General features: G+C 48.2%; 15 protein-coding genes. 13 read left to right on the forward strand and 2 right to left on the reverse strand.

Going from position 1 to position 24,835, the window contains the following annotated elements; translation table 11 throughout:
• The first annotated feature begins 32 nt into the window (after positions 1-32).
• The 12 genes from AB4Z45_RS09540 (at position 33) to AB4Z45_RS09595 (ending at position 19,604) form a co-directional block, all read left to right on the forward strand.
• Complete coding sequence (locus AB4Z45_RS09540) at positions 33-3,908, forward strand: hypothetical protein (RefSeq protein ID WP_441908921.1); 3,876 nt, start codon at positions 33-35, stop codon at positions 3,906-3,908.
• Between the two features lie 27 nt (positions 3,909-3,935).
• Positions 3,936-4,562: a CIS tube protein gene (locus tag AB4Z45_RS09545; RefSeq protein WP_076267910.1), complete on the forward strand. Its 627-nt coding sequence runs from the start codon at positions 3,936-3,938 to the stop codon at positions 4,560-4,562.
• A gap of 4 nt (positions 4,563-4,566) precedes the next feature.
• Positions 4,567-5,652 (forward strand): phage late control D family protein, encoded by a 1,086-nt coding sequence (locus AB4Z45_RS09550; protein WP_441908923.1) that lies wholly within the window; start codon positions 4,567-4,569, stop codon positions 5,650-5,652.
• Positions 5,649-6,377 (forward strand): phage baseplate assembly protein V, encoded by a 729-nt coding sequence (locus AB4Z45_RS09555; protein ID WP_339207680.1) that lies wholly within the window; start codon positions 5,649-5,651, stop codon positions 6,375-6,377. The genes AB4Z45_RS09550 and AB4Z45_RS09555 overlap by 4 nt, the downstream gene beginning before the upstream one ends.
• A gap of 22 nt (positions 6,378-6,399) precedes the next feature.
• Complete coding sequence (locus AB4Z45_RS09560; RefSeq protein WP_076267908.1) at positions 6,400-6,801, forward strand: GPW/gp25 family protein; 402 nt, start codon at positions 6,400-6,402, stop codon at positions 6,799-6,801.
• Positions 6,802-6,818: 17 nt separating this feature from the next.
• Entirely contained in the window at positions 6,819-9,914 is a 3,096-nt protein-coding gene (locus AB4Z45_RS09565) for a baseplate J/gp47 family protein (RefSeq protein ID WP_441909090.1), read from the forward strand.
• A 52-nt stretch (positions 9,915-9,966) separates the two neighbouring features.
• Positions 9,967-12,231, forward strand: a complete 2,265-nt coding sequence (locus AB4Z45_RS09570) for a putative baseplate assembly protein (protein ID WP_441908924.1) — start codon at positions 9,967-9,969, stop codon at positions 12,229-12,231.
• A gap of 33 nt (positions 12,232-12,264) precedes the next feature.
• A complete protein-coding gene (locus AB4Z45_RS09575; RefSeq protein WP_441908926.1) occupies positions 12,265-14,370 on the forward strand; it encodes a phage tail protein in 2,106 nt (701 codons plus the stop codon).
• 26 nt (positions 14,371-14,396) lie between these two features.
• Complete coding sequence (locus tag AB4Z45_RS09580) at positions 14,397-16,064, forward strand: hypothetical protein (protein WP_441908927.1); 1,668 nt, start codon at positions 14,397-14,399, stop codon at positions 16,062-16,064.
• A gap of 106 nt (positions 16,065-16,170) precedes the next feature.
• Positions 16,171-17,220 (forward strand): DUF1835 domain-containing protein, encoded by a 1,050-nt coding sequence (locus AB4Z45_RS09585; protein ID WP_441908929.1) that lies wholly within the window; start codon positions 16,171-16,173, stop codon positions 17,218-17,220.
• The gene (locus AB4Z45_RS09590; protein ID WP_441908931.1) at positions 17,220-18,878 is read left to right on the forward strand and encodes an SGNH/GDSL hydrolase family protein; all 1,659 of its coding nucleotides are present in this window, start codon (positions 17,220-17,222) and stop codon (positions 18,876-18,878) included. Before AB4Z45_RS09585 ends, AB4Z45_RS09590 begins: the two co-directional genes overlap by 1 nt.
• A 645-nt stretch (positions 18,879-19,523) precedes the next feature.
• Positions 19,524-19,604 (forward strand): IS3 family transposase, encoded by an 81-nt coding sequence (locus AB4Z45_RS09595; protein ID WP_441909092.1) that lies wholly within the window; start codon positions 19,524-19,526, stop codon positions 19,602-19,604.
• 40 nt (positions 19,605-19,644) lie between these two features.
• Here the strand turns inward: AB4Z45_RS09595 and AB4Z45_RS09600 are convergent, their stop codons facing one another.
• Both AB4Z45_RS09600 and AB4Z45_RS09605 read right to left on the reverse strand, forming a co-directional pair.
• Positions 19,645-21,468 carry a hypothetical protein gene (locus AB4Z45_RS09600; protein WP_441908933.1) on the reverse strand — a complete coding sequence of 608 codons (1,824 nt, stop codon included), beginning with the start codon at positions 21,466-21,468 and terminating at the stop codon, positions 19,645-19,647.
• Between the two features lies 1 nt (position 21,469).
• The gene (locus AB4Z45_RS09605; RefSeq protein WP_076267901.1) at positions 21,470-21,856 is read right to left on the reverse strand and encodes a DUF4280 domain-containing protein; all 387 of its coding nucleotides are present in this window, start codon (positions 21,854-21,856) and stop codon (positions 21,470-21,472) included.
• A 377-nt stretch (positions 21,857-22,233) separates the two neighbouring features.
• Here AB4Z45_RS09605 and AB4Z45_RS09610 point away from each other — a divergent pair, with 377 nt between their 5' ends.
• Entirely contained in the window at positions 22,234-24,819 is a 2,586-nt protein-coding gene (locus tag AB4Z45_RS09610) for an adenylate/guanylate cyclase domain-containing protein (protein WP_441908935.1), read from the forward strand.
• The last annotated feature ends 16 nt before the right edge of the window (positions 24,820-24,835 follow it).

Raw genomic sequence — 24,835 nt, forward strand, 5'->3', positions numbered from 1 at the left:
CAAGTTGAACGGGAATAGGAGGATGCACCGGTATGAAACGAATTTTGGACCGTATKGGCAAAGCTGCGACAAAGCAATCAACGTCGGTTCAGCCGTTTGCCGGAGGCATCTTGAATAAATATAAGACAGGCACAGGACGCAAAACATTTGAGCGGGTGGCTTTGTCGCATGTGATCAAAAATGAACCGACCATTACCCAGCAAACGCTGCATGTTCAAGTTTTAGCCCCTAAAGCAGCAGCACCGAATGTCGGCAACAATAAAAAGGCCCTTCCAAGTCCAGAGCGCAAGCCTGAGCGCATCATGATGCGCGAGCGAGTAACGGTAGAGCGGGAAACGATCGTATTCAGAGATGTGACACATATTATCAAAGAACTAAGAACGATAAGAGAAATAGCAATAGCACAGCCTGTTCAAGGGAAAGAAACGAATGAAGGAGCACTCCACAAAACAGGCATTACGAAGCCGTTAGATGAGATTGTTAACAGCAGTATAATTACGAACAGAGTCAAGCATGACCATTCCAAACGAATAATCCCGCATGTTTCGCAGCTGCCTACTCAACCATTGAAGGCAGAGCAGCAGGCGGATTACTATAAATGGCTGCAAGCCAAGCTTCAACCCGGTATTGTCATTCAATCGCTTCGCAAGCTGGATAACCTTAATAAGCCGCTGGCGAAGGATCGAGCTCAGCTTAAGTCTAACCTCAAGCAGGCTAACGATTCTGGCGCATCATTGAGCAAGGCGCCTTTGCAGCTTACGAATGCACGCAGAGCAGTTGTTTCACAGGAGCAGCGGGAAGCGGGTAAGCAGAGCGCTGCTGCGGGCAAGGTTCTAAGCGAGGCTGGGAAGAGAACCGAAGCGGTGAAGCTGGAGCAGCGGGAAGCGGAGAAGAGAAGCGCCGCTGCGGGTAAGGTTATGAGCGAGGCTGGGAAGAGAGCCGAAGCGGTGAAGCTGGAGCAGCGGGAAGCGGAGAAGAGAAGCGCCGCTGCGGGTAAGGTTATGAGCGAGGCCGGGAAGAGAGCCGAAGCGGTGAAGCTGGAGCAGCGGGAAGCGGATAAGAGAAGCGCCGCTGCGGGCAAGGTTATGAGCGAGGCTGGGAAGAGAGCCGAAGCGGTTAAGCTGGAGCAGCGGGAAGCGGGTAAGCAGAGCGCCGCTGCGGGCAAGGTTCTAAGCGAGGCTGGGAAGAGAGCCGAAGCGGTGAAGCTGGAGCAGCGGGAGGCGGGTAAGCAGAGCGCCGCTGCGGGCAAGGTTCTAAGCGAGGCAGGGAAGAGAGCCGAAGCGGTGAAGCTGGAGCAGCGGGAGGCGGAGAAGAGAAGCGCCGCTGCGGGCAAGGTTCAAAGCGAGGCTGGGAAGAGAGCCGAAGCGGTGAAGCTGGAGCAGCGGGAGGCGGAGACGAGAAGCGCCGCTGCGGGCAAGGTTCAAAGCGAGGCTTGGAAGAGAGCCGAAGCAGTGAAGCTGGAGCAGCGGGAGGCGGAGAAGAGAAGCGCCGCTGCGGGCAAGGTTCTAAGCGAGGCTGGGAAGAGAGCCGAAGCGGTGAAGCTGGAGCAGCTAGAGACAGCGACACACATGTTCCGTACGCTCTCGAGTAGACAGGATGATGATGTGTTACCGCAAGAAGATCGTGCAAAAGGAAAAAAACAGCTAGAGCTAAAGCATCGTAATCATCAAAAACATATCTCCGAGCAAACGGAGATGTCGCAAGAAGCAGCACCAAATGGCAAGGATGCGGATGTACAATCAAATGTCTCCGCGAAAAAAACGAATCAACTGAATCGTTTGGCAATGCCAGATGCAGAAACAGAAGCTGCCGCTATCCAATCAAGTATCAAGGTAACCGCTAGCAAGATAACAGATGTTAATCGAAATAGGCTTCAGCTACTAGTATTGCAGCGCAAGCCGCAGCTTTTGAACGAATTAACTGAACGGAGCAGCAAATCAGCGATTGCTGCCAAACGTCTCATTCATCGAGCGAATCGTTCACAGTCGGATCAGCCACGAGAGGTAGATAATGATTCAACTGTAAATCTGAATAATAGCAGCATGATTAATCCAGTCGTGCCTTCCCATAAAAAAGAGATAAAAGCTAATGCAGCTGCTGTTTCACCGAATGTAAGCAGCCGGAAGCATAATGAAACAAAACCTAGCAATGCTGCTACTTCCATACATGTAGCACATGCGGCACAAGCAGGGATATTAGCTGATTTATCTCAAAGATTTATACCTTCAAAAACATTATCAAATGCTCTAGCAGAAGCAGTAAGAATAAGGAACCGGATTATGGCCTCGAGGCCTGCCCAGATGGTTTTGCGACGTTTTGAACAGAGACCGCCTGCGCAGAGCGTAGAGTCAGTGTTAAAGCAGGATGCAAGCAAGACATCCGAAGCTTCCGCCCTGAACAAGCCGCCAACTCAGCTCAACTATAAGCATAAAGCTGCAACGGATCATAATCCGGAAGGGATTATACGTGCTCAAAGCCGCCGTGCTATTTTACATAAACGAACAATCGTACCAGAATCGCAAACCTTAACTCATGATGCGAATTTCATTCAAGGCGCTTCTGCTCGTGCCAGTCGAACAGACGCGAGTGCGACATCAGAGAATTTGTCTAAAATGGCAGAATTGAAGCCAAGCGAAGAGGCTGGTTTAAATACGGGCTTGGCATCTGTTACCGTTCGCGGACAATTAATTGCGAGAGCTGCGAATAATAAGAAGACGTTATTGAAAAACGGAGCATCACTGTCGCATAAGCGGCGAATGACAGCGGCAAATCATGAAGCGAGCATCAGCGCTACACTTCAGAATGCAATACAAGGGAAAAGAAAAGGGACAACAATGCCTAGTCCTTTTCCTTATGCTAATGCTGGAGCAAAAGTAGATTCAGCTTCTCCTTTAGTTAGAAGAACGGTTCATCGTTTTGCTGCTGAATGGCTCCCATCTGAAGCGATTAAAACCTCAGCAAATGGGGTTGAAAACAATAATATTAGGCAAGCATCCACTTCATTAGTGCGAAGGCTAGCGGAGCAGCAGGCTTCTCCAAACACAAAGCCAAGCGCTAGCGCGGAAGCGAAACAAAAGCCGATCGAATCAAGACTAGTTCAGCGGCAAGTCCGTAAAAATAGCAGCACCTCGGTAAATGAAATAGAAAAAACATATGGCGCTGAATCATTAAATGATGTGGCGAGTAAAGCATCGCAACCATTGTCTAACCGCTTTGAAATGTCAGCCGAAGCATCGGAATCAGCGAAAGCTTCCGCATCCATGCGCGCGTATCCAACACTAAGCGTGCACAAGCAGACAGAATCAGGAGACATGAAGCTGGCAGCTCCTGCTCTCCCTATTGGCGAGAGAAATAACCGCAGCGCACAAACCAATCCTGTACATCTTCAAACGGTAATGTCATCTTTCTTGAATATCGGATCCAGAGCAGGAGTGACTCCATTCCGAACGATACAAAGACAGTCTGGCTTCGACAATCCTGCTGCAAAAGCATTCAAAGAAAACAAGCCGATGCTTAGCGGACTAACATCGGTTGTCCAAGCAGGCTTCGAGCCTAGTTCCGTTCAATCTAGCGGCTCAATAGGCGATCAAGTAAGGCTTAGTTATACAGCAGCTGCCCGTCATCGTAATACAGCTGGCCAAGCTGCATCTAGCGGAGTAGAGACGAGTGCTGCTTCATTTGTTGAACGAGGCGAGATGCCAACACTTTCGCATCATAAACCAAGTGGGCCCGCTGCACAGGAGCCGCCGCGTCAGGTGAAGGTGGAAGCGCCTCGCGAGCTGGACCCTGTGCAGCTGCAGAAGATGATTATGAAAATGCCGCAGCTGCATCCAGAAGCGATTGCGGATCAAGTATATAAGGCGTTGGAGCGAAAGATGAAGCTGGAGCAGCGAAGAAGAGGCTTCTAGAATGAACAGATTTGGAGGGGACATCGAATGGCATTAAGCAAAGCGCAGTTTTGGATCTTTCGAGCGAAAGAAACCGAGAAGGTAGACGTGCTTTTTAACCCGACTGATTATGAGATGGAATCCGGAAATCAATATGCGGAGAAGGAGATTGCGGGGCTGCAAACCCCGCTCTCCCAATTTACGAGCGGTGAGCGGACAACATTGAAGCTGAATTTGTTTTTTGATACGTATGAAGCGGGCATTGACGTTCGTACCTATACTTCCAAAATCGTGGGCATTCTCGATGTTGACTCGGATTTGCATACGCCGCCGACCTGTAAGTTCATTTGGGGCTCGCTTGATTTTAAAGGAGTTATTACGAGCATTACGCAGAAATACACGATGTTTCTGGAAACCGGCGTCCCGGTTAGGGCATCCTTAACGGTCGATATGCTGAGCTCGCAAACGATGAAGGAACAATACCAAGAAATTCCGCGTCAATCTGCCGACCGTACGAAGCAAAAGACGGTCAAGCAAGGGGATCAGCTGTGGTCAATAGCGGCTGAGGAATACGAGGACCCGGGAGCATGGCGCCATATCGCCGAAGCGAATGGGATTGATAACCCCCGTATGCTGTTATCCGGAAGAAGCTTGACGATTCCGAGATTGGAGTGAAAACGTGGCTGCAAACTCCTTTGAGGATTTGGAATCCAAATATGGTGATTTTAGCGCACCTGAGGTTGATATTTTAATAGAGGGTCAATTGATCAAGCTTTCGAACATGGCCGTAGAATGGGTTGATGTCGAGCAAACGACGGACGCACAGGCGGATATCGCCAGATTTTCGATTTCTAATGGCTATATATGGAGCGAATCCCGCATGCAATGGGTAGGCACAACGATTGCGGTAGGCAAGAAGGTGCAAATCAAGCTTGGTTACGCAGATAAAAAATCGCTTGTATTTGATGGAATCATGACAGGTTATACCATTGATTATCCTTCAAACGGCAGCCCAAGCATTGTCGTAACGGCGATGGACCGCTCTTTTCTCATGATGAAGACGTCACACTCCAAGGTGTGGAACCAAATGAAGGACAGCGACGTTGTTCGGCAAATTGCCGGAAATTATGGTTTGTCTGTCGATTTGGACGATACGGGCGTTACCAAAAAAACGATTGAGCAAATCGGGGTAAGCGATTATCATTTTGTCCGCTCGCTTGCGTTGGATAACGACAGGCATTTCTATGTAGAAGCATCCAAGCTTATTTTCAAAAAACCGAAAACATCAGGAGCGCCGCTTATTACGCTGAAATATGGAAAAAACCTTGTTCAGTTCACACTGACGGTGGATGCTTCCAGCCAGACTTCACAAGTCAAAGTTCGCGGCTATGACGTCGATAAGATGCAAGCGATAGAATCCGTTGCCAGCTCGGTTACCATTATTGGTACGAACACCAAAAGCGGCCCAAGTGTAGCAAGCATGCTCTCTAATCAAAAGATGGAGGTCGTATATACGCAGGCAGCATCGCAGGACGAGGCGCAATCGCTTGCGAAGGCGATGCTGGATCGTATTTCCCGCGAGCTCGTGAGCGGTCATGGCACTTCGATTGGTTTTCCAGAGCTGAAGCCAGGTGAATTAATCAAGATTGAGGGTCTCGGCAGCGACAAGCTGAATCAACTGCTGCGTTTGACGAAGGTTACGCATCGACTCGACGCAACGGATGGCTACATGATTTATTTTGAGACGGAGGGGAATGCAATATGAGCACGATGTATCCCGGTTTTTTTGACCAGCATCAGCGCTCCATGCAATCCGAGCAGCTGTCCGGAGTGTGGAATGCAATCGTTACCGACAACAAGGACCCGGATAAGCTTGGCCGCGTAAAGGTAAAGTTTCCACTGCGCGAAGGCGAGCTCCAGACCGATTGGGTGCGCGTTGCCACTTTAATGGGCGGGAACGACATGGGCTCTCTCTTTTTGCCGGAGGTGAATGATGAGGTGCTTGTCGCCTTCTTAATGGGGCGGCTGGATCAGCCGATCGTCATTGGCTCTTTGTGGAGCAAGAAACAGAAGCCGCCAGCGCCGAACGACAAAAACGATATACGCAAAATCAAGACGAAAACCGGGCATGAGATTACGTTTGATGATACGAGCAGCGCAGGCACGGTTACGATAAAAACGTCAAAAGGCCATCATATTACGTTTGCCGATAAGGATAAAACGGTTACGGTTGAAACGCAAGACAAGCAGCAATCGATCAAGCTGGATGAGACGGGAAAGAAGGTCACCATTAAATGCGGTTCAGCGTCTACGATTGAGATGAGCGCGCAAGGCGATGTAAAAGTGACGGGCTCAAAATCGGTTACCGTAAAAGGCGCTCAGGTGAAGGTGGAGGCGGATGCAGCGCTCACGCTTCAATCCAATGGCATGCTTGAGGTAAAGGCTAACGGCATTTTGTCGCTGAAGGGCGCGATGGTTAAGATCAATTGATGGCTGAGGGAGGCTGCAGCAGATGTCGGCATCGTTTTTGGGGAAAGGATGGAAATTTCCCGTTCAGGTAGACGCAACAACCGGCCGTATTCGCATGGCGGAAGGCGAGGATGACATCGAAGAATCTATCCGAATTATTATTCGAACGTCGAAGGGCGAGCGATTAATGCGTCCTGATTTTGGCTGCGGCTTAAGGGATTTTGTATTTGGCACAACGGATGAGACATCGCTTCGACTCATTGCCAGTGATGTGCAGGAAGCCATTCGAATTTGGGAGCCGAGAGTAAAGGACGTAGAGGTAGAGGTAAAGCCTGATCGGCAAAATAACGGCCGTGTGCTAATGAGCGTCTCCTATGCGGTAAGATCCACAAACAATCTTTTTAATCAGGTGTTTCCTTTCTATTTAGAGGAAGGAAGCAAATAACGGGAGCGAGCAACGTGATGAAGCACGGGGGAAGAAATGGCGGTGACAACCGTCCGCCAAAAATCAATCATAATAACTTATCCTCTTTTATGGCTCAGTTAAAGGAGATGGCACCTCATTATACGCCGGAGTGGCGCTTCTCGCAGGAGGAGCCTGATGCGGGGACGGGACTTGCCTATTTGACCGCTGAGATGCTGGAGGACACGGTTAATCGGCTTAATCAAGCGCCGCTCAATCATTTCCTTGCTTTCCTCGATCTTATTGAGGTCAAGCTGCAGCCGCCTCGTCCAGCCCGGGCGACCGTTGTGTTTCAGCTGAGTGAAGGAACGGTCGACCCTGTTTATTTACCGGCAGGCATTGCATTGACAGCCCCTCATCCTGACGGCGGCGAGCCGCTCGTATTTGAGACGGAGAAGGTGCTGCTCGCTACACCAGCGAAGCTGATGGAGTGGATTAGTGTAAATCCACAAAAGGATCATATTGCTACTGCAGCACTGGACTATGGAGATCGATTGAAGAGCGGCCTAGCTGACCCAATCAGCTTGTTCGATACCAGCTCTATGCCAAATGAGCAGGAGCATACGCTTTATATTCGGAATGACGATATCTTTCTAGTAGATCGGCCAAGCCGATTTTACATAAATGTTCACCACACCGAAAAACGTTACTCTGAGCCGGAGCTTGCTGCCTCGCTCGCATCAGAGTGGGTGGAATGGACGTATCCATGCAACGGGGAATGGGTGAAATTCGATTCCGCAACGGCTGCAGGCAGCATGGTCGTATTATATAAACAACGAGCTGGAAAGCTGGAGCTCACTGAGCATGAAGGAATAACTGGCCGCTGGATCAGGTGTACCGTGAAACAGCTGCAAGGCGCTGCCTCTCCTCTGCTTAACAAGCATTTGGAGATGGATAAAATAAGGCTTCGTGCTGCGCATGATGCGGCAGGCGACAATGTTGGCATTGAGCCAGGCGCATTATATTTTAATGATACGGAGCTCTTGAAGGATGGGTTTTACCCGTTTGGAGAACATTTTGTTCCTTATTCCGTTTTTTATTTATCGTGTGAAGAGGCGTTTAGCAAGCGTCAAAGCAAAATCAAGCTGACCTTCTCTGCGAGGGCGATTCCGAGTAGGCTCAGAATGGCGCAGGATCCCGAAGTAAAGTGGAAAATGGTCATGCGGACCTCTGATTTTGACGAGAAGGATCCGCCGCGCGTATGCATCAGAAGTGTTCAATGGGAGTATTGGGATGGCAGCAATTGGGGCAGGCTGCCCGGCAGCGAGCAATTCGGAACATTGTTTGCCGAGCTGCCGGAGCAGAGTGAACGAAGCTTTACTTTGACGTTCAACTGTCCAGACGATATGGCGGAAACGTTCGTAAATGGTACGTCTGATTATTGGATTCGGGCACGTGTGCTGCAGACTGATCCCATTATCGCGCCTGTCGTGGAATATATGTCCCCTTGGCTCGCACAACCTGTTCTGTCTTATGCTCATGCCTCGCAAAGCTTATTTATGCCAGAGCATGTCTATACAAGAAGCAATATTGACAATCGTGATCGAACGCCTTCTGCACAACATGGCGGCCAGTCCTTTAAGCTGTTTGAGCAAATTCCAGCAAGTCATCCAGCGATGTATGCTTCCTTTAATGCTGCGCCGTTAAAAGGTCCCATTCGCCTGCATATTGAACTGGAACGCAGGTTTACAGCCAGCAATCAACCGCCGTGGGTGGAGTGGGAAGCGCTTTGCTTGGAAGCAGGCCGCTACCTTTGGCAGCCGCTGAAGGTGGTGGACAACACTGAGGCATTTACGATAAGCGGAGAGCTGCAATGGGTAGGCCCATCTACGATGGCGCCGGCTCGCTTGTTCGGGCATGAGCGTTATTGGATACGCGCGGTCAACCTTGATGGCTCGCTCGGAGATTCCTTTCCGGGCAATCCTGTAGCCTCAAGCATGCATCTGAATGCTGTTTCGGTCAGGCAGCAGGTTAGTCAGGAGAAGGAGCTTACGATTCCTGCAGACGGCTTTGTACAGCTAGCGCCTACGGCATTCATTGAAGAAGAGGTATGGGTAGATGAGCTCGCACATTTCACGCCAATGGATCGTGTGAAATGGTCTGACTCCGAGCCTGAATATTATATGCTGCAAAGAGACGGTGACGGTAATGACCAACGCTTCTGGGTGAGATGGCAGCCGGTCGTTTCGCTTGCAGAGTCTGGCCCAATTGACCGTCATTATTCACCGGACCATGCAGGCGGAATGCTGCAATTCGGAGATGGCATACGCGGGAAGCTTCCTTCCTCTGATACGGCGGAAACGGTGCGCGTTCGCTTTAAAACTACCGCGGGCGCAAACGGGCATGTCGATGCCGGGCAAATAACGGGAATGGTGCTTCCATTTGCATTCGTCAGCAGCATCAGCAATCCGGCTCCTTCAATTGGCGGCGGTGATGCGGAACGGGTAGAGCAAGTGCTCGTAAGGGGACCGCAGCGGCTTAAGCACCGCGGACGGGCAGTTACCGCAAGCGACGTAGAATGGATTGCTAGAGAGGCATATCCGCAGATCGCAAAGGTGAAATGCTTAAGCAATCGAAATGCAAGGCTGGAGCGCTCACCTGGCTCCATGGTTGTGGTTGCATTCCCAGCGGGCGGCTTGGAAAGCGCTGCGCAGTTTCCAGAGCTGCGCAAAGAAGTGGAGCGTGAGCTCATGCTGACAGCATCCAGTCTGGTTTCCTTGGGCGGTGCCATAAGGGTCATCGAGCCGGCCTATTTGGAAGTGTCCGTGCATGCAACGGTGGCATCCCAGTCCGTGGATGATCTGCTTCCGCTAGAGATGGCTTGTACAGCCAAGCTGAATGCGTTCTTACATTCGGTAACAGGAAATGTTGACGGCAACGGCTGGAATATTGGAGAAACGCTGCATGTATCTGTGCTTCACTCCCTTTTGCATGCTGTCCACTCGCTTTTATATATCGAACGTCTTTATTTACATATTGTCAAAATAGAAAATGGAAATCGTACCGAATGGGATCCCGGCCGGATGAATGAGGTTATTCATGGCATTGTCGTTAATGGCAGCCATAGCATAACGGCTTTCCCTGGACCGAAATAAGAGTTCCGAATGAGGTAGTACGATCAAAAAAAGAAAAGGAAGGAGAGATCAAATGCTGCCGAGGCTGCCGCTAGACGACCGCACGTATGCGGAAATCGTTCAACAAGCAAAAAGGCTCATCCCGAAGCGGGTTCCGGAATGGACGGATGAGAATGCGCATGACCCGGGCATTACGTTTATTGAGCTATTCGCTTGGCTGACAGAGATGCAGCGATATTTCATTGGCCGTGTCCCGGACAAGAATAGGCGCAGGTTTCTTGATCTGCTTGGTATTCAGCCTGCAGACGCAAGTTCGGCGAGAGCTACCGTACAGTTCTCAAATATTAAAGCTCCGGTGACGCTGCCTCGCGGGACGAAGCTGATGGCTGAGGATCAGATGTTTGAGACGGAAGCCTCCATTTCCCTTGTGCCGCTTGCGCTGGATAGAATCGTTACACGAACGGAACGGGAAGCCAATGACGTCACAGCTACAAATGATCATGCCAATGTTGCCTTTTATGCGTTCGGGAAGGATGCAAGGACAGCCTCGAAGCTTTATCTTTCCTTCGATCGTGAGCTGAGCCCACAGGAACAGGCCACGATAAACATCAATCTTTTGGAAGCGGATAAAGGCGTTGGCAATGACGAGGTGCAGCATCTGGTAATCAATCGCGAAGCCATTTCTCCATCTGCAAGGCTCTCGTGGAAAGCTTATTGCTGGGATGAAGCAGCAGGGACAGCAGGGTGGATGCCCGTTGAAGTGCTAGAGGATGAGACGCTCCATTTGACGCTTAGCGGTAAAATATCATTTTGCCTAAGGGCGCCGATGCGTACGGTAACTGTGCATCCTGCAAGCGAGCAGCCGCGATATTGGATATGTGCAACAGTTGAGGAGTCTGGTTATGAAATGCCGCCTCGCATTCGTCAGCTAATGCTGCATACGGTCAAAACTGAGCAGAAGGATACATTAAGCGAAGTGATTGATTTTACGGTATCAGGGGAGCCCCATGAAGAAATACATATTGCTACCTACTTAGCTGTTTTTGGACAAATACGTGTTCAAGTGCAAGATGCTGATGGCGCATGGCGTTACTGGCAGGAGATTGCTTCCTTTGAGGAGCTGCCTCACTCTGATCGCCCGCCTGCGTTTTATAGCGTTTTAAGACATGCTTCGATGGATCATGTCACAGTACAGTTTAGCGATGGCTCTACCGGAGCTGTTCCGCCGCCTGGACAAACGGTTCGTATCATTGCTAGTGAACCTAAATTTGATCTTTACCGATTCATTGGACGAAGCAATGGGCTGCCGAGCCAAAGCTTTGAGCTGTACAATCTATCCTGCAAGAAACGCGAGGCACTAAAGCTGCAGGTAGGTGAACAAGAACCGGATGGCCATTTCAAATGGCAGGATTGGAAGCGGGTAGATGAGTTTGACCGCTCTAAGCCAGGCGATCGTCATTATATTTATGATCCCGTCAAAAGACTCATCTACTTCGGCAATGGCGAAAAAGGTGCTATTCCGCCAGTCAGTATGGACACCAATATTGTTCTAACCGGTTGCGAATTAGGCGGTGGTGATCGTGGAAACGTTAAGCCTTATCTCATATCTGAGTGGGTGAACGAAGCACATAAAGCATTGCAAATCGAAGTGAATAATCCAAGTTTTGCAGCTGGAGGCTCGGAAGCGGAAACGCTGCAGGTAACGCTGCAGCGGGCGCAGTCAGAGCTGAAGCATACATTCCGTGCCGTCACCAATGAGGATTACGAAACGTTGGCTTTAGCAACACCAGGCGCTGCCGTAGCTAGAGTGCATGCAATTCCTCTCTATAAGCCGGGACTTGATGATTATCCAAGAGAGAAGGCAAATGGTCAAGTTTCGGTTGTAGTCGTACCATACGGTTTAAGCGATACACCAACGCCAAGCGCTGGTTTCCTTCAAACTGTAAAACGTCATTTGGATACAAGAAGATTAATAACGACAGAAGTACATGTAATCCCCCCCATTTATATTAAAGTAACCGTCAATGCCGTTGTTGTTGTCGAGCCTCAATTCGTAGATGAAGGACAACGTTTAGTAGAGCAATTGAAAAAGCTGTTAAGACCGCTTGATGGTGAGCATGGAACCAAAGGCTGGAAATTTGGCCGGTCTGTCTATAAGGGTGACATTTATAATGCGCTAAGCAAGGCGAGCGGCGTAGTATACGTGCAGGATTTGTGGATTGATGCGGAAGGTGCGCATGTTAGGAAAAGTGCAGGAGGGGACATCATTCTTCCGCCGCAGGGACTTGTATACTCGGGACAGCATGAAATTGAGCTCATTAGTCGCACCCATCTATAGCATCGTGGCAATCGGCTGCAAAGGAGGTACAGCATGAACGGAAAAGACCAGTTTTTCTCGATTAACCGCGAGCAGGATTGGCTGCGCGGCACCGGGTATAATCTTGATTTTCATTTAGCAGGCTTCGGCGTTCGCCGCGATAACAAATATGGAATAGCGGGAACGATTCAGCTGAGTGACCTCGCAGGTACAGCTGCCATTCAAGAGCTGGCTGTTTCCCAGCATGAGCATATGTTTTTGCTGGATGAGCGCGCGGATCTGTGGATTTACGACCGCCGTAATGCTGATCATAAGCGCTTGTTTACACAAGGGCATGGCCTGTTCAGCTCCCATGCAAGACTTGCTGCCTCCGGCGAGCTTTTAATTGCCGCAGATCGCATGGGTGAGAGGACAGTCGCTGCTTATCATACCGGCAATGGACAAACGCTCTGGTCGCGCGGAGGCAATGAAGCAGATGGAGTTCTGCTGCATCCGCTTGCGATAGCAGCGGATAACCGGTATGTGTACGTGCTGACACCGCTTGAACTGGACACGGGAGGCGATGAGCCGGCATTAGCAGAAGGCGCTAAGCTGGGTATCATCCAGTTTACGTTAGGCGGCGCGATCGTCAGTGTATGGAGTGATCCAAGCTTTACACAGCATGTACGAGCGAAGCTGAGGCATTTGAACCGAACTTACTTTATGACCGTTGCGGCATCGGGTGAGCTTTATATATTTGATACGTTATACGCAAAGCTATTTTCATTCGGGCCTACTGGAACATTGAGTGCGAAACGTGAACTCCCTGCTCTTCCTTATGCAGGACTATGTGCTGACAGCAGCGGCATGATTTATATTGGCGACACGAGGCAAATGGATCAAGTGAGCGAGGATGACCGCTTTATCGTCCAGTTGAATGCTGCAGGCGAGACAGTTGGACGCATTACAGGTTTCCGTGGCAAAGCGGATCAGCTGTTGATTGATGAGAAGGATCGCATGTACATTTTGAACAGCGAAGACGGAACAATTACGATCTTGAACTTACAGCCGCAGACGCTGTTGATGGAGGAAACGGGTGTTCCTGAAGGGGTCTGGCTTTCACGGGCGTTCGATAGCGCAGAAGCCGAAACCGTCTGGCACAAGATGGCGCTTAACTCTTTTATTCCAGATGGCACACAGATTCATATATCCTATTTCAGTCAAAATGACGATAGCTGCATTATCGCCGGAAGCTATCGAAAAGTAGACGATTGGCTAGCTGATGCGACGATCCCCTACCGCGAAAAGCTGAATGCACTAGCCGAATTTTGGTCAGCGCCGGTTATTAATCCGAGCGACGCATTGTTTTTTGGAGCAAAAGGACGTTACTTGTGGCTAAAAATCGAATGGATCGCTTCGGAGCGGTATACGCCGCTATTGGAGTCCATGCGAATTTATTTTCCGAGAGACACTTATTTAAATTATTTGCCTGCTGTCTATCAAGAGGACCCGGCAAGCCGTGATTTTCTTGAGCGTTATTTATCATTATTCGGCACGTTGTTTTCCGAGATTGAGGAAGAAATTGAGGATTTATCGGAATACATCGATCCTGAACGGGCAACGGGCGAGCATTTACGCTGGCTGGCGACTTGGGTTGGCCTAGAAACGGATGATTATTGGACGGATGAGCAGGTGCAGGCGTTCATTCAGGCCGCACCGGAGCTTTATCGTTACCGGGGCACGCGTCAAGGCTTAATGAAAACGATAGAGATTTATACGGGCATTGCACCGCTGATCGTGGAATATTTTCAAACAAAGGCGATGCGTGACAACGGAGAGCTGCGGCATCTGACAGACCAGCTTTATAGTGATGATCCCTATACGTTTACCGTGCTGCTGCGGCCGGAACAAGCGCCAACTGAGAAGCAGCGAGTCGTTATCGAACAGCTGCTGGATGAGCAAAAGCCAGCCTATACGGAAGCGAAGCTGGTGCTGCTGCAGCCTTGGATGTATTTGGATTTACATACGTACTTAGGCATAAATACGGTGCTGACTGAGCCTTCACTGCTCAAGCTGAACCCTGATCGTTCGATGCCAAATGATACGCTGATCGTTGACGTTGGCATGGAGAAGCGCATGGATATCCATACCCGTTTAGAAATGGATTCAGAGCTGGAATAGTATAATTACGCGAAGGAGCGGTACAAGTGAAAAAATCGAGGCTGTATCCATTTGAGAGAAATCGTTATTTTTACGGGAAGCTGTTGACGGTACGCGATTTCGAGTCGGAGCAAAAATATTTTAATGATAAGAGAAGGCTGTTGAACCGTCTGCTCTATGGCAGCGGCGTGTTGTCCGGCATGCAGGTTGTAGCGGTAGATGACAAAACAATTTCGGTCGAAATGGGCGTAGCAATCGATTATATCGGACGAGAACTCGTTATTCCTTCACCTGTAACGTTAAAGCTTTCGATGATCGAGGGCTTTACAAACAATGAATATAAGAAAAACGTATACTTGTGCGTCGCTTATGATGAGAAAGGCAAGGAGCCCGTTCACTCGGTAGGCAATTCAGCAATTCGCAACGATGAAGTGAGCGAATACAACCGTGTGCTTGAATCCTATCGTTTATTCATTAATGAAGAAGCGCCTGCACCGTCCTCATTTGAATTCGTTAGATTGCTTGAAAATGTAGCTACGATTTATGAAGATGCGAATGTACGGATTACGCAGCGTATGCCAAAGTATGTGAATGTCGGCGAGGTTGTTGAGGTTAAGCTGGTGGTTGAGAAGACTCTGCAAACGCCGCGAATTGCTTTCCAATATGATTATGAAGCGATGGGCTTTACCTCTGTTGGCCATGATGGGAATACCGTTATGTTTGTTGAGCCGGGCGATGCGCAGGAAACGGAGTACTCCGTTAGCTTTCATTTGAAAGCGCCGCAGACTGCTGGCGTCAAAGCACAGCTTACTGTGCCTAATCATGCTGCGAAGTTAACCATTGGCGACTCGGCTATTCCACTGGATACGAATGCGAAGCACATCATTGAGGTGCTGGACGAGCCTGTAGCGAATCGTATATTGAAGGATTGGCATGAACGCAGCTTAGAGCAGGCAGTAGAGGGTTCTGCTGATCAAAGCATTTGCCTAGCCAAAATCAGCTTGCTCCAAATGGGACCGACCTACATGATTGAGAAGGTGGATCGTGTACCTTTTGATGAATATATCGAGAGCACCGCGCTGCTGCAGCGTTTAACGCAAACGTCGCAATCCTCATCGCTTCATAAGTTTTATGCGAGCGCGGAGACGCATGATCTGGAATATGATGAGAAGCCATCTCTTGATGTACAGTATCATCCCGAACGCAATGAATTTGATTTCAAGCTTGGTATTCCGCGGCCTCAGCATTTGTATGATGAGATTTCAACGGGTACAATGGAAGTAGCGCTGGAGTCTATCGGAAAGACAGGCGGCTTCTTCTTCTCGCGCGGCAAAAAAAACTATGTGTCTGATGAAATTCAGCATGGCCTTGGCGAGGGTCAAGTATCGGTTGTAGTCGGCTTGGAAGAGATCGATAAGACGATTTTGGCTGACCAAACAAGCACGATGAAAAAAGTATATTATGGACAAAGCGACGTATTTAAAGGCACGGAGTTTGAGCCTGATATACCGAATGTATCGCTTGGAACAATTGTTTATCCAGAGAAGGGCACATTCCGTATCGGAATGAAGCTTCAAGGTGAAACCGAGTCGGCTGCGTCTGTAATCGCTCGCTGGTGGGCATTCAAAAGTTTAGGCGCGGCGAAAGCGGCTGATCAAGTAAATGATGAGATAGATCAAGGGTTTGCAGAAGCAGCTGCATCGCAGCAGGAGTAAGACATTATAAGCTGTTCAGAAGGTCGATAAGAACGATGATCTTGCTGAGCAGCTTTTTTTATATATGGCGTAAACTAGTGTAGGTGTACAAGAAGGAGGCTTTGATTTGAAACACCTTTATGAGCGTTTAAGGGAGCTGAGCGAGGGTGAGGCTAGAAGCCTTCTAAACGACCTTCTAAAGCTGACTGAACCGTTTACTGAACAAGGAAATGGGGAGCAGAAGGCTCTGGCTGGCTCCATTGTACAAATGTATGAAAAAAGCGTGCAGCACTCACATTCTTTGCGAGTTGAAGCTGAGCAGCGCAAAAGCACGGTTCATCTCGTATGCAGCATGTCGGATGCAGGATCTTTGAAAGTAGCCCTAAGCAATTTAGGAAAACATGCAGACAATGAGGTATTGTCGTTTAATGATTGCTTTTCAGTAGGTCCAATTAAGAATATTGATCGTGTGGAAGGACAGCGGGCACGAGAATTTTGGCAAATGGAGAAGCTGTCTGGTTTTATGTTTAATCACCACATGAATCGTGAGCATCAGATTCAGAGAATGATCGAGAAAATAACAGCCATAGCTGAGCATAAATCTATCATCATCTGGTGTGCCGATAACGCGCACGATCAGGTAGGACTGCGTTTCATCTTGCATTTGCTAAAGAATCGTACCAATAGCGTACATATGATGAATGTTTCTGAGCTTTTTCGGCTTAACGCGGCAAGCATGCAGACTAACCTGCCTCACTATGCGCAAGGGCTGCTAGAGAGGGATGTTTACTTAAATATCGTAAACGGATATGAGCAAGCAGAGAAAATAGTAGATAGTGAGAGACGACGCTATGAAGCAGAGTGGTTGGAGCTTTCCAGGGAAGAGTGTACACTGCGTTTATGGGAAGATGGCAAGATTAAGCATGCTGCTGAAGAGGAGCTTGATAGGAGGCTTATAGCTATTATTGATAAACTTGCAATCGAAAGCGAGGATGGTTTTGTAAAGGCAGGAGCTGTTATTGGAGAATTGCAGGACCATTATTTCCAGCTAATCGACTTTCGTTTCACTGAATATCGGCTGTGGACGCTAATTAGCGATGGCTGCTTGGCGTTTAGAGGACTGCCGGGTGCGATGCATCAATATTCCGTGCGAAATAACAGAGGGAGGACAATTTGATGAAGCCGTTATTTGGGAAGGATTCTGCTATTCCAGATAAGAAAAAGATCGTTTTTCTAGGAGACAGCATTACGGATGAGGGTACGTTTATTGCTTACATGGATGCTTATTTCCTGCAGCATATGCCAGCCAATCAAATGACACTCATTAACCTTGGCGTAAGCAGCGAGACAGCATCTGGCTTAAGCGAACCGGAGCATCCTTTTCCTCGTCCCTGCGTGCATGATCGGCTTGGCAAGGCTCTAGCGGAAAGCAAACCGGACTGGGTCGTTGTATGTTATGGGATGAATGACGGCATCTATTATCCTTATTCTTCTGATAGATTCGAAGCGTATCAACAGGGTCTATTACGGGCTGTTACTCAGATTAAGGCTGCGGGAGCCAAAGTAATTCTTATGACGCCGCCTCCATTTGATGCTGCATCGTTTACCGGCGGCAGCTTGCTTCCTTCGGGGCAACCAGCATACAGCTATTCTCAACCTTTTGCTGACTATGAGGATGTATTGAAGCGATACGCAGACTGGGTGATGACTTTGGACGATGTCGCAGATGCGCTCGTTTCTATCCATGATCCAATGCTTCGCATGTGGGAGCATAAGCGTAAGGAGACTCACAATTTTATAACGGGGGACGGTATTCATCCGAATGCAGAGGGGCACTGGCTGATCGCCGCGGCTCTGCTTCGCGTGTTGTTTAATATATCACTGGAGCAAATGCCCGAATATGTGCTCCAACCAGACTCTTCATCGCTATTCTCAGCTGTACAGCAGCGCCATCGATTGCTTAGCTCGGCATGGAAGGAGCATGTCGGACATACGAACCCGAATAAAGCGGAAGCGCTGCCGTTGGAGCAGGCATTGAAGGAGGGCGAAGCACTTAAAAATCTCATTCTCTCCTTGGCTGATCGGCCAGAGAACAAAAATAATAGCCGTGCTTCGAGCTGGAAGGGTTATGAGCGTATCGATTTTATGCTGGAGGGAAGAGAAGGACTAATCGTTTTTCCTAAAACATTTGCCGAAGGCAGGCCTTGGATATGGCGCGCTGAGTTTTTTGACGCGTTCTCCTATGCCGATATGGCTTTGCTCGAGCAGGGCTGGGCAATTGCTTATTATCGACTAAGCGACATGTATGGATGCCCGGGTGCGGTGGATCGGATGCGAACGTTCCAAACCTACGTGACAGGAGCTTATGAGCTCGCTCCAAAAACGGTGCTTTTTGGCTTCAGCCGCGGCGGGTTATATGCGTTTAACTATGCAGCCAAGTACCCAGACCAAGTGAAGCTGCTGTACTTAGATGCCCCTGTACTCGATATGCGCAGCTGGCCGGGCGGGAAAGGCGCAGCTGCAGGTGGAGCGGCTGAGTGGGAGGAGTGTCTGGCTGTTTACGGCGAGCTGGAAGAAACGGAATCGTCACTTAAGGGCTGCTCTCCTCTGGACAGAGTAGAAGAGCTGGCAGCAGGCGGTATTCCCGTTTTGATCGTTGCAGGAGATGCTGATATTCCGCTGCCTATTGAAGAGAACACGCTGCCATTCGAGAAGCGTTACCGGGAGCTTGGCAGGACCATTAAAGTCATTGTGAAGCCGGGAGTTGGCCATCACCCGCATAGCCTGGAGCAGCCAGAGCCGATTTTATCTTTTATTCAGCAATATTCCGAGTGAAAGAATGATAGCCATAAAGAACGGATGATGGGAAATGCACAAAAATGATAGTCTTCAACTTTGGTGTGTGGAGCTAATGAATATCAGAGCCGATATTAGCGTGGAGATTCCATTTTTATAGTCTAATGGACATCAGAGCAGTTAGTTGCTATGGAATTCCTATTTTTAACGATCGAACGGACATCGGAGCCGTTATTGCTTGGAATCTCCATTTATAAAGAGCTAACGGACATCAGATCCGTTATTTGCTCGGAATCTCCATTTTTAAGGAGCTAACGGACATACAGTCTCTTATTTGGCTTCAAGAGCAATGATTATCCTTTAATTTGGATAAATAACGCATCTGATGTCCGTTAGAATTCGAAATGGGCTTAAAATCAGTAAATAGCGGAATGTATGTCCGTTATAATATGCTCCCCAAATAGTAGACAGGTGAAGTAATAAAAAAACCTATTGCTATGAGTGGAGCATTTTCATGTCTAGAAACTTACCATTATCGAATAGATCGAAAGTGGTGAACTTGGCCCTATCGCCGCTGCCTTCAACAGTCCCATAGCATCCTTCTGGGGAATCCTGAAGTGTGAAAAATATAATTTGCAAACGTACCGAACTTTTGATGAGCTAAAATAGGACATTGAACCCTACATTCAATTTTACAATTACGAACGATTTCAGGCAAAACTAAACGGCCTCAGTCCAATGGAGTTTAGGACTAAGGCCGTTTAACGTTTTTTTCTACTTGACCGGGGGCAGTTCACTGTTATTGTTATTCCTCAGGAATGATATAGGACATTTCAAGTCGTACAGGCTTATCTTTATTTAATAAAAAACTGAGAAGCGTGCTGCCTGACTTGAACAGAACCCGTACTCGGCCATTGTCGAGCTTTTCCTTGGTGGATACCGTTTTGGCGGCTAATAATCTGCTGTACGTTTGTTCCATGACAACTGGATTCCATGTCGTCAGTTGACTTACAAAAAAAGCTTCTGGATTGTCTTCATCGACTTCCAGTACAAAGGACATTAGCATTGCGCTGAACGTCAGCTTTTGCGGCAGTATTGGATCGAGCGCTAGGTCGGGATCAACCAATACAGGGTCTTCGCTTTTCGTTGTATCCTTCTCTGTGTTCGCCGCCGATTCCTTGGTGCTGCCTAGTGCAGCAGGTAGAGCAGTGGAGCCGCCAGCAGCCATTGTCTTTGTCTGAATGCTTTGCGGTGTTGCCGTTGGCATTGCGGCCGAATTGCTGTTGTTTTCCGGCGTCGCCGAAGGTACTATCGCTGCTTGGTCTGTCGCTTTCGGTTCAGGTGATGAAGAATCTGCTGAAGAATCTGTTTCGTCGGTCGTTATAGGTTCTGAAGGCTCGTCTACAATGATTTCTTCAGTAAGCTCTTCCTCAGGAACAGTTACAGGAGCATCAGGAACACCCAACGTTTCTTGCAGCTTTACGAGCGACAGATTCATGAAGCCTTCAGCGTACAAGCTGCCGTCTCTGAAAAAACCTTTGTAAAGAGGCGCGCCGTCCATATCGTACAGTGCTCCTATGCCTTCATATTTGTTATTGACGAATTTGCCGTCATAGACAACGCCGCCTGAGGCATTAAACATTTGTCCGCTGCCATTCTGCTGTCCGCTGGCGAACGACCCTGTATAAACAACGGAGCCTGTCTCGTTAAATAAGCTGCCAACACCATGATAGCTGCCGAGCAGAAAGGCGCCGTCGTATTTTACGAAGCCTGAAGGATAATATTGTTTCCCCGGGCCAGACAGCTTGCCAGCAAGGAAGCTGCCTTCGAATAATAAAACGCCAGTATTGTCAAACTGCTTGCCTGTACCCTCATAAACCCCATTATTAAATTGACCTTCATAGATCAACATGCCTGATTCATTGTAAAGCTTGCCATCGCCGCTGTATGAACCCTTCAGAAAGGCGCCAGCATAGATGATCCCGCCGCCAGCTTCATATGCTGTACCAGCTCCATCGTACGCTCCGGCTGCAAACTCGCCTACATATTGAGGTTTTCCGCCTGGATAAAATAAAGTTCCAGCACCCGCATATTGATCGTCAGCAAACTGTCCGCGGTAGAGAAGCTCGCCCTCTTCATTAAACAACTCGCCTGAGCCCGCCATCATTCCTTTAGCGAAATCTCCTTGGTAACGAAGCTTGCCGTTTGGATAATATAGCTTCCCTGGACCGCTGTATTGACCATCGACCAGTTCTCCTTTAAACAGCAGATTACCTTCCGCGTCAAGGACGGATGCAGCTCCTGTGAAGCTGCCATTCGCAGCAGCAGCTGCTTCCAGCTGAGGCGTTCGTCCGAACCATTTGTTAATGAAGGCTGGCGGGCTTACAAATCCAAAATAAACGATGATCAGTGTAATGACGAGAACAAGTGCGATAAGCTTCTTCGCTATGTAGTAGCTGCCGATGCGCAAATAATTGTTGAGCGATCGAAGCGGGCCAAAAATAGCAGTGACCAGCCATTTGCGGAGCACGGCAAGCATACGCTTTGGCAGCGTTTTCGCCCGTTTAAGAGGCGCAATAATTTTTCGCTTAATGGGCTTGATTATAGGATTTAGAATTTGCGCTATCATATCATGGCACCTGTATCGTCATCTGTCCCGGATTCACGAACTGAATGACGCCTCCCCAGTTGCACATGCATTTGGACGAATTGTTTAAAGCGGGCATGTTCGCAACTAACACGGTTGGCGAGCCGGGCACCCATGGAGCGGCTGTAACGGGAATACAGGGCTGAGGGGTAAGTACACCTAAGGCAGCAGCAGTTGCGGCTGCGACCATCGGATTGGCCAGCGAATTACAAACTCCAAAGGGCAGTATATTAACCATCGGTTTATTATCCATAATGTTCGCTATCGGCATAGCCGTCAGAACGCGATTGGCAGGCAACACATTAAACGTGCCGGGAGCTGCTCCAAAAGAGCATTGCATGGTAGCTCCTCCGCATATAAGTTGTCCCATATAATTCCTTCCTGAGAGTAGGCCTTACTTAATGCCTCTCCTGTTTTTTTGCTATATTCTACTATTTTAATAGTACTATAAGCCCTAAAAGCCATCAACATAAACCTACTAAAATAGCTAACATTCGATGAATTCTTACAACAATGCTGATGCTAAATGACTAAACATGTAGTAATATGGAAATAGAAATATTTTGAAAAATGAAAGCGATGGTGCACATGCGAAGGTCCACTATGGGTATGACTCTTCTGAGTATAATAGCAATTTGCCTCGGCTTCTGGCTTTATCCAAACTTAAATCACTTTCAAACCCCTCCGTATAAAACAGAGAAACCCCTCACTTATTTATCCAAGGCATCGGCAGGGCCGGATGGAAGCATGATCGTTATCGGAGATTCACGTCAAGAGATTATACGAATCGGCAGCAAAGGATCTATTGAAGAGGTCATTCGGCAGGATGATGCTACCATAAGACATGATTTTACAGATATAGCGGTGGCGGCTGACGGCACAATCTATGTTCTTGATACGATTTTGGACGGATATGGGCTTTATGTACGCGAAGAAAGGATTGTACGCTACACGATCGGCGATACAAAAGGAACGGTCCTGTTTACGTTCGAGGGAAGCGGTACCAACAAACGGGTAGGGCTGATCAAGGGTCTTCAAGTTGTAAAGGAAGATATTTATTTCTACATAAACGAAGAGACGAACGTTCAATTAAATCGATTATCTGCTGCGGGCGGCAAGGCAGAGGAGCTGCTAACATTTAAATTGCCTGCAGATCGTTACTTATCAGAAATCGTAGGTTATGCGCCGGATCAAATCTATTACTCTACGAAGCGCGGCGCTATTTTCAGAGTGAATGCAGGCGGCGAAAGCGAGCTGTCCTATCCGCTGGAAGGCATGGATCGCACTCGCAAAAACTTCCCTGAAGGACTGCTTCTGCACGAGAATGGAAAATTATATTTTATTGATCGCCTAGTAAATGCAGTTACGAGTATGAATGCGAATGATTCCAGCAATTTAAGAACGGTCATAGATGAAGCATCGTTAAAAACAATAGCTCCGCATGCGGAAAGCCTTGATATTATGGATTTGACAATGAACGCAGCAGGTCAGATGGAGCTTGCTTTAGGTGACAGCATCGTCAGCATGGATGAGGCTGGCAGCCATACGAGTGTCCTTGCGAAGCTAACTTATGATCGCGGTTCGGTGGTACAGGGTTGGATGACGTGGCTTGCAGCTGCCGTATTGCTCGTTATTTTAGTTATGATAATCAGACTGTTCTATGTACATGTGCTTAATCGCAGAATTTCGTTGTTTTTCAAACAAGTTTTTGCAATTGTACCGATATTGATAATAGCGATGATTATGTTATCCAATTTTATTTATGATAGTTTCTCCAGCAAAATGGAGGATGAGATGCAGAAGCAGCTGTCTTTGCTTGCTCGCAATGGTCAAAATATGATTAACGGCGATCAGCTGAATCGATTGACTTCGCCAAACGATTATATGAGCAAGGATTATGAATCGATTCGGAGCAAAATGAACTTCTTGTTCGAAAGCGAGGATCCTGCAAATCGCAAAGGTCTGTACAGCACATTATACAGATATGAAAATGGTGAAATCTTCATCATTATGGATGATGATGACGGCGTTAATATGTACAAGCCTTTTCCTAAGAACGAGCTGAACCGGCTTGTGGTTGAGAAGGGCGAGGTTGTAACGGACCGATGGGAAGATGCTACAGGCAAATGGCTATATGCAATTGGACCTATCTATGATTCTACTAACAAAATTGTAGGCGTTTATGAAACAGGCCGGGATTTGAATGTATTGTATCAATCCAATCAAACTATTTACAAAAGCATCATGCGAAACATTGGGCTTATAAGCTTAGTATTAATCGTTCTCGTACTCGCTGTAACGTATTATCTGCTCTCGTCGCTGCGCAAGCTTCGCAAAAGCGTAATGGAGATGGCAAATGGCAACTGGGATGTGAAGGTCAACATACGCTCACAGGACGAGGTCGGCGATTTGGGAGAGCAGTTCAATCGCATGGCGCTTCATATTCGAACGTACATAAAGGACATTACTTCGTTCAGCGAAGCTTCGCATCGCTTTGTGCCGCAGCAGATTTTTAAATATTTAGGCAAAAAGGGAATTACCGATATTCACCTTGGAGATCAGGTTCAGCAAAATATGACGGTTATGGTCGCGAATATTCGCTCATTCCATCATTTATCGAAGCAGCTGACTCCAAAGCAAAATTTTGATTTTATGAACACCTTTCTAAAACGGTTTAGTCCATTCGTTCGGACAGAAGAAGGACTAATAAGCAAATATTTGGGCGCAGGTTTTATGGCTCTGTTCCCTTCACGAAATGAAGATGCGCTGCGCGCGGCTGTTGCGATACGCAGAGAGCTCGTTTCCTATAATGAAAGCTTGAAGGCTTCCGGCTTTGCTCCGGTTGATCTAGGCATGGCCATTCATAAAGGGCCGCTTATGCTTGGGATCGTGGGTGAAGAGCAGCGGATGGAGGGCAATGTTATCTCCGATGACGTGAATATTACAGCAACATTAGAGCGGATGTCCGATACGATGGGCGCATCAATACTTGTCACTCGTACGTTCTATGAGCAGCTGCGTTCACCGGAACGCTTCCGCTTCCGTCTGCTTGGTCGTGTACGAATTGACGGCAAGGATGATCCGATTGAGCTTATTGACGTATATGAGGGAGATTCAGATACAGAGCGCGCTTTAAAGGATCGTACAAAGCCGCTGTTTGAGAAGGGGATTATGCTTTGCCAAGAGGGGCGTTTCTTCGATGCGAGAGAAACCTTTATAGAAGTGATCAAAATTAATCGTTTCGACAAAGCGGCAAAGCTATATTTTTACCTATGTGATGAGTATTACCAGAAGGGATCGACTGAGGGCTGGAATGGCACACTCGCCGTTTAAAAATTGAAGTTAGGAG

The organism is Paenibacillus sp. MCAF9, from assembly GCF_052114265.1.
In the GTDB taxonomy this organism is placed as follows: Bacteria; Bacillota; Bacilli; order Paenibacillales; family Paenibacillaceae; genus Pristimantibacillus.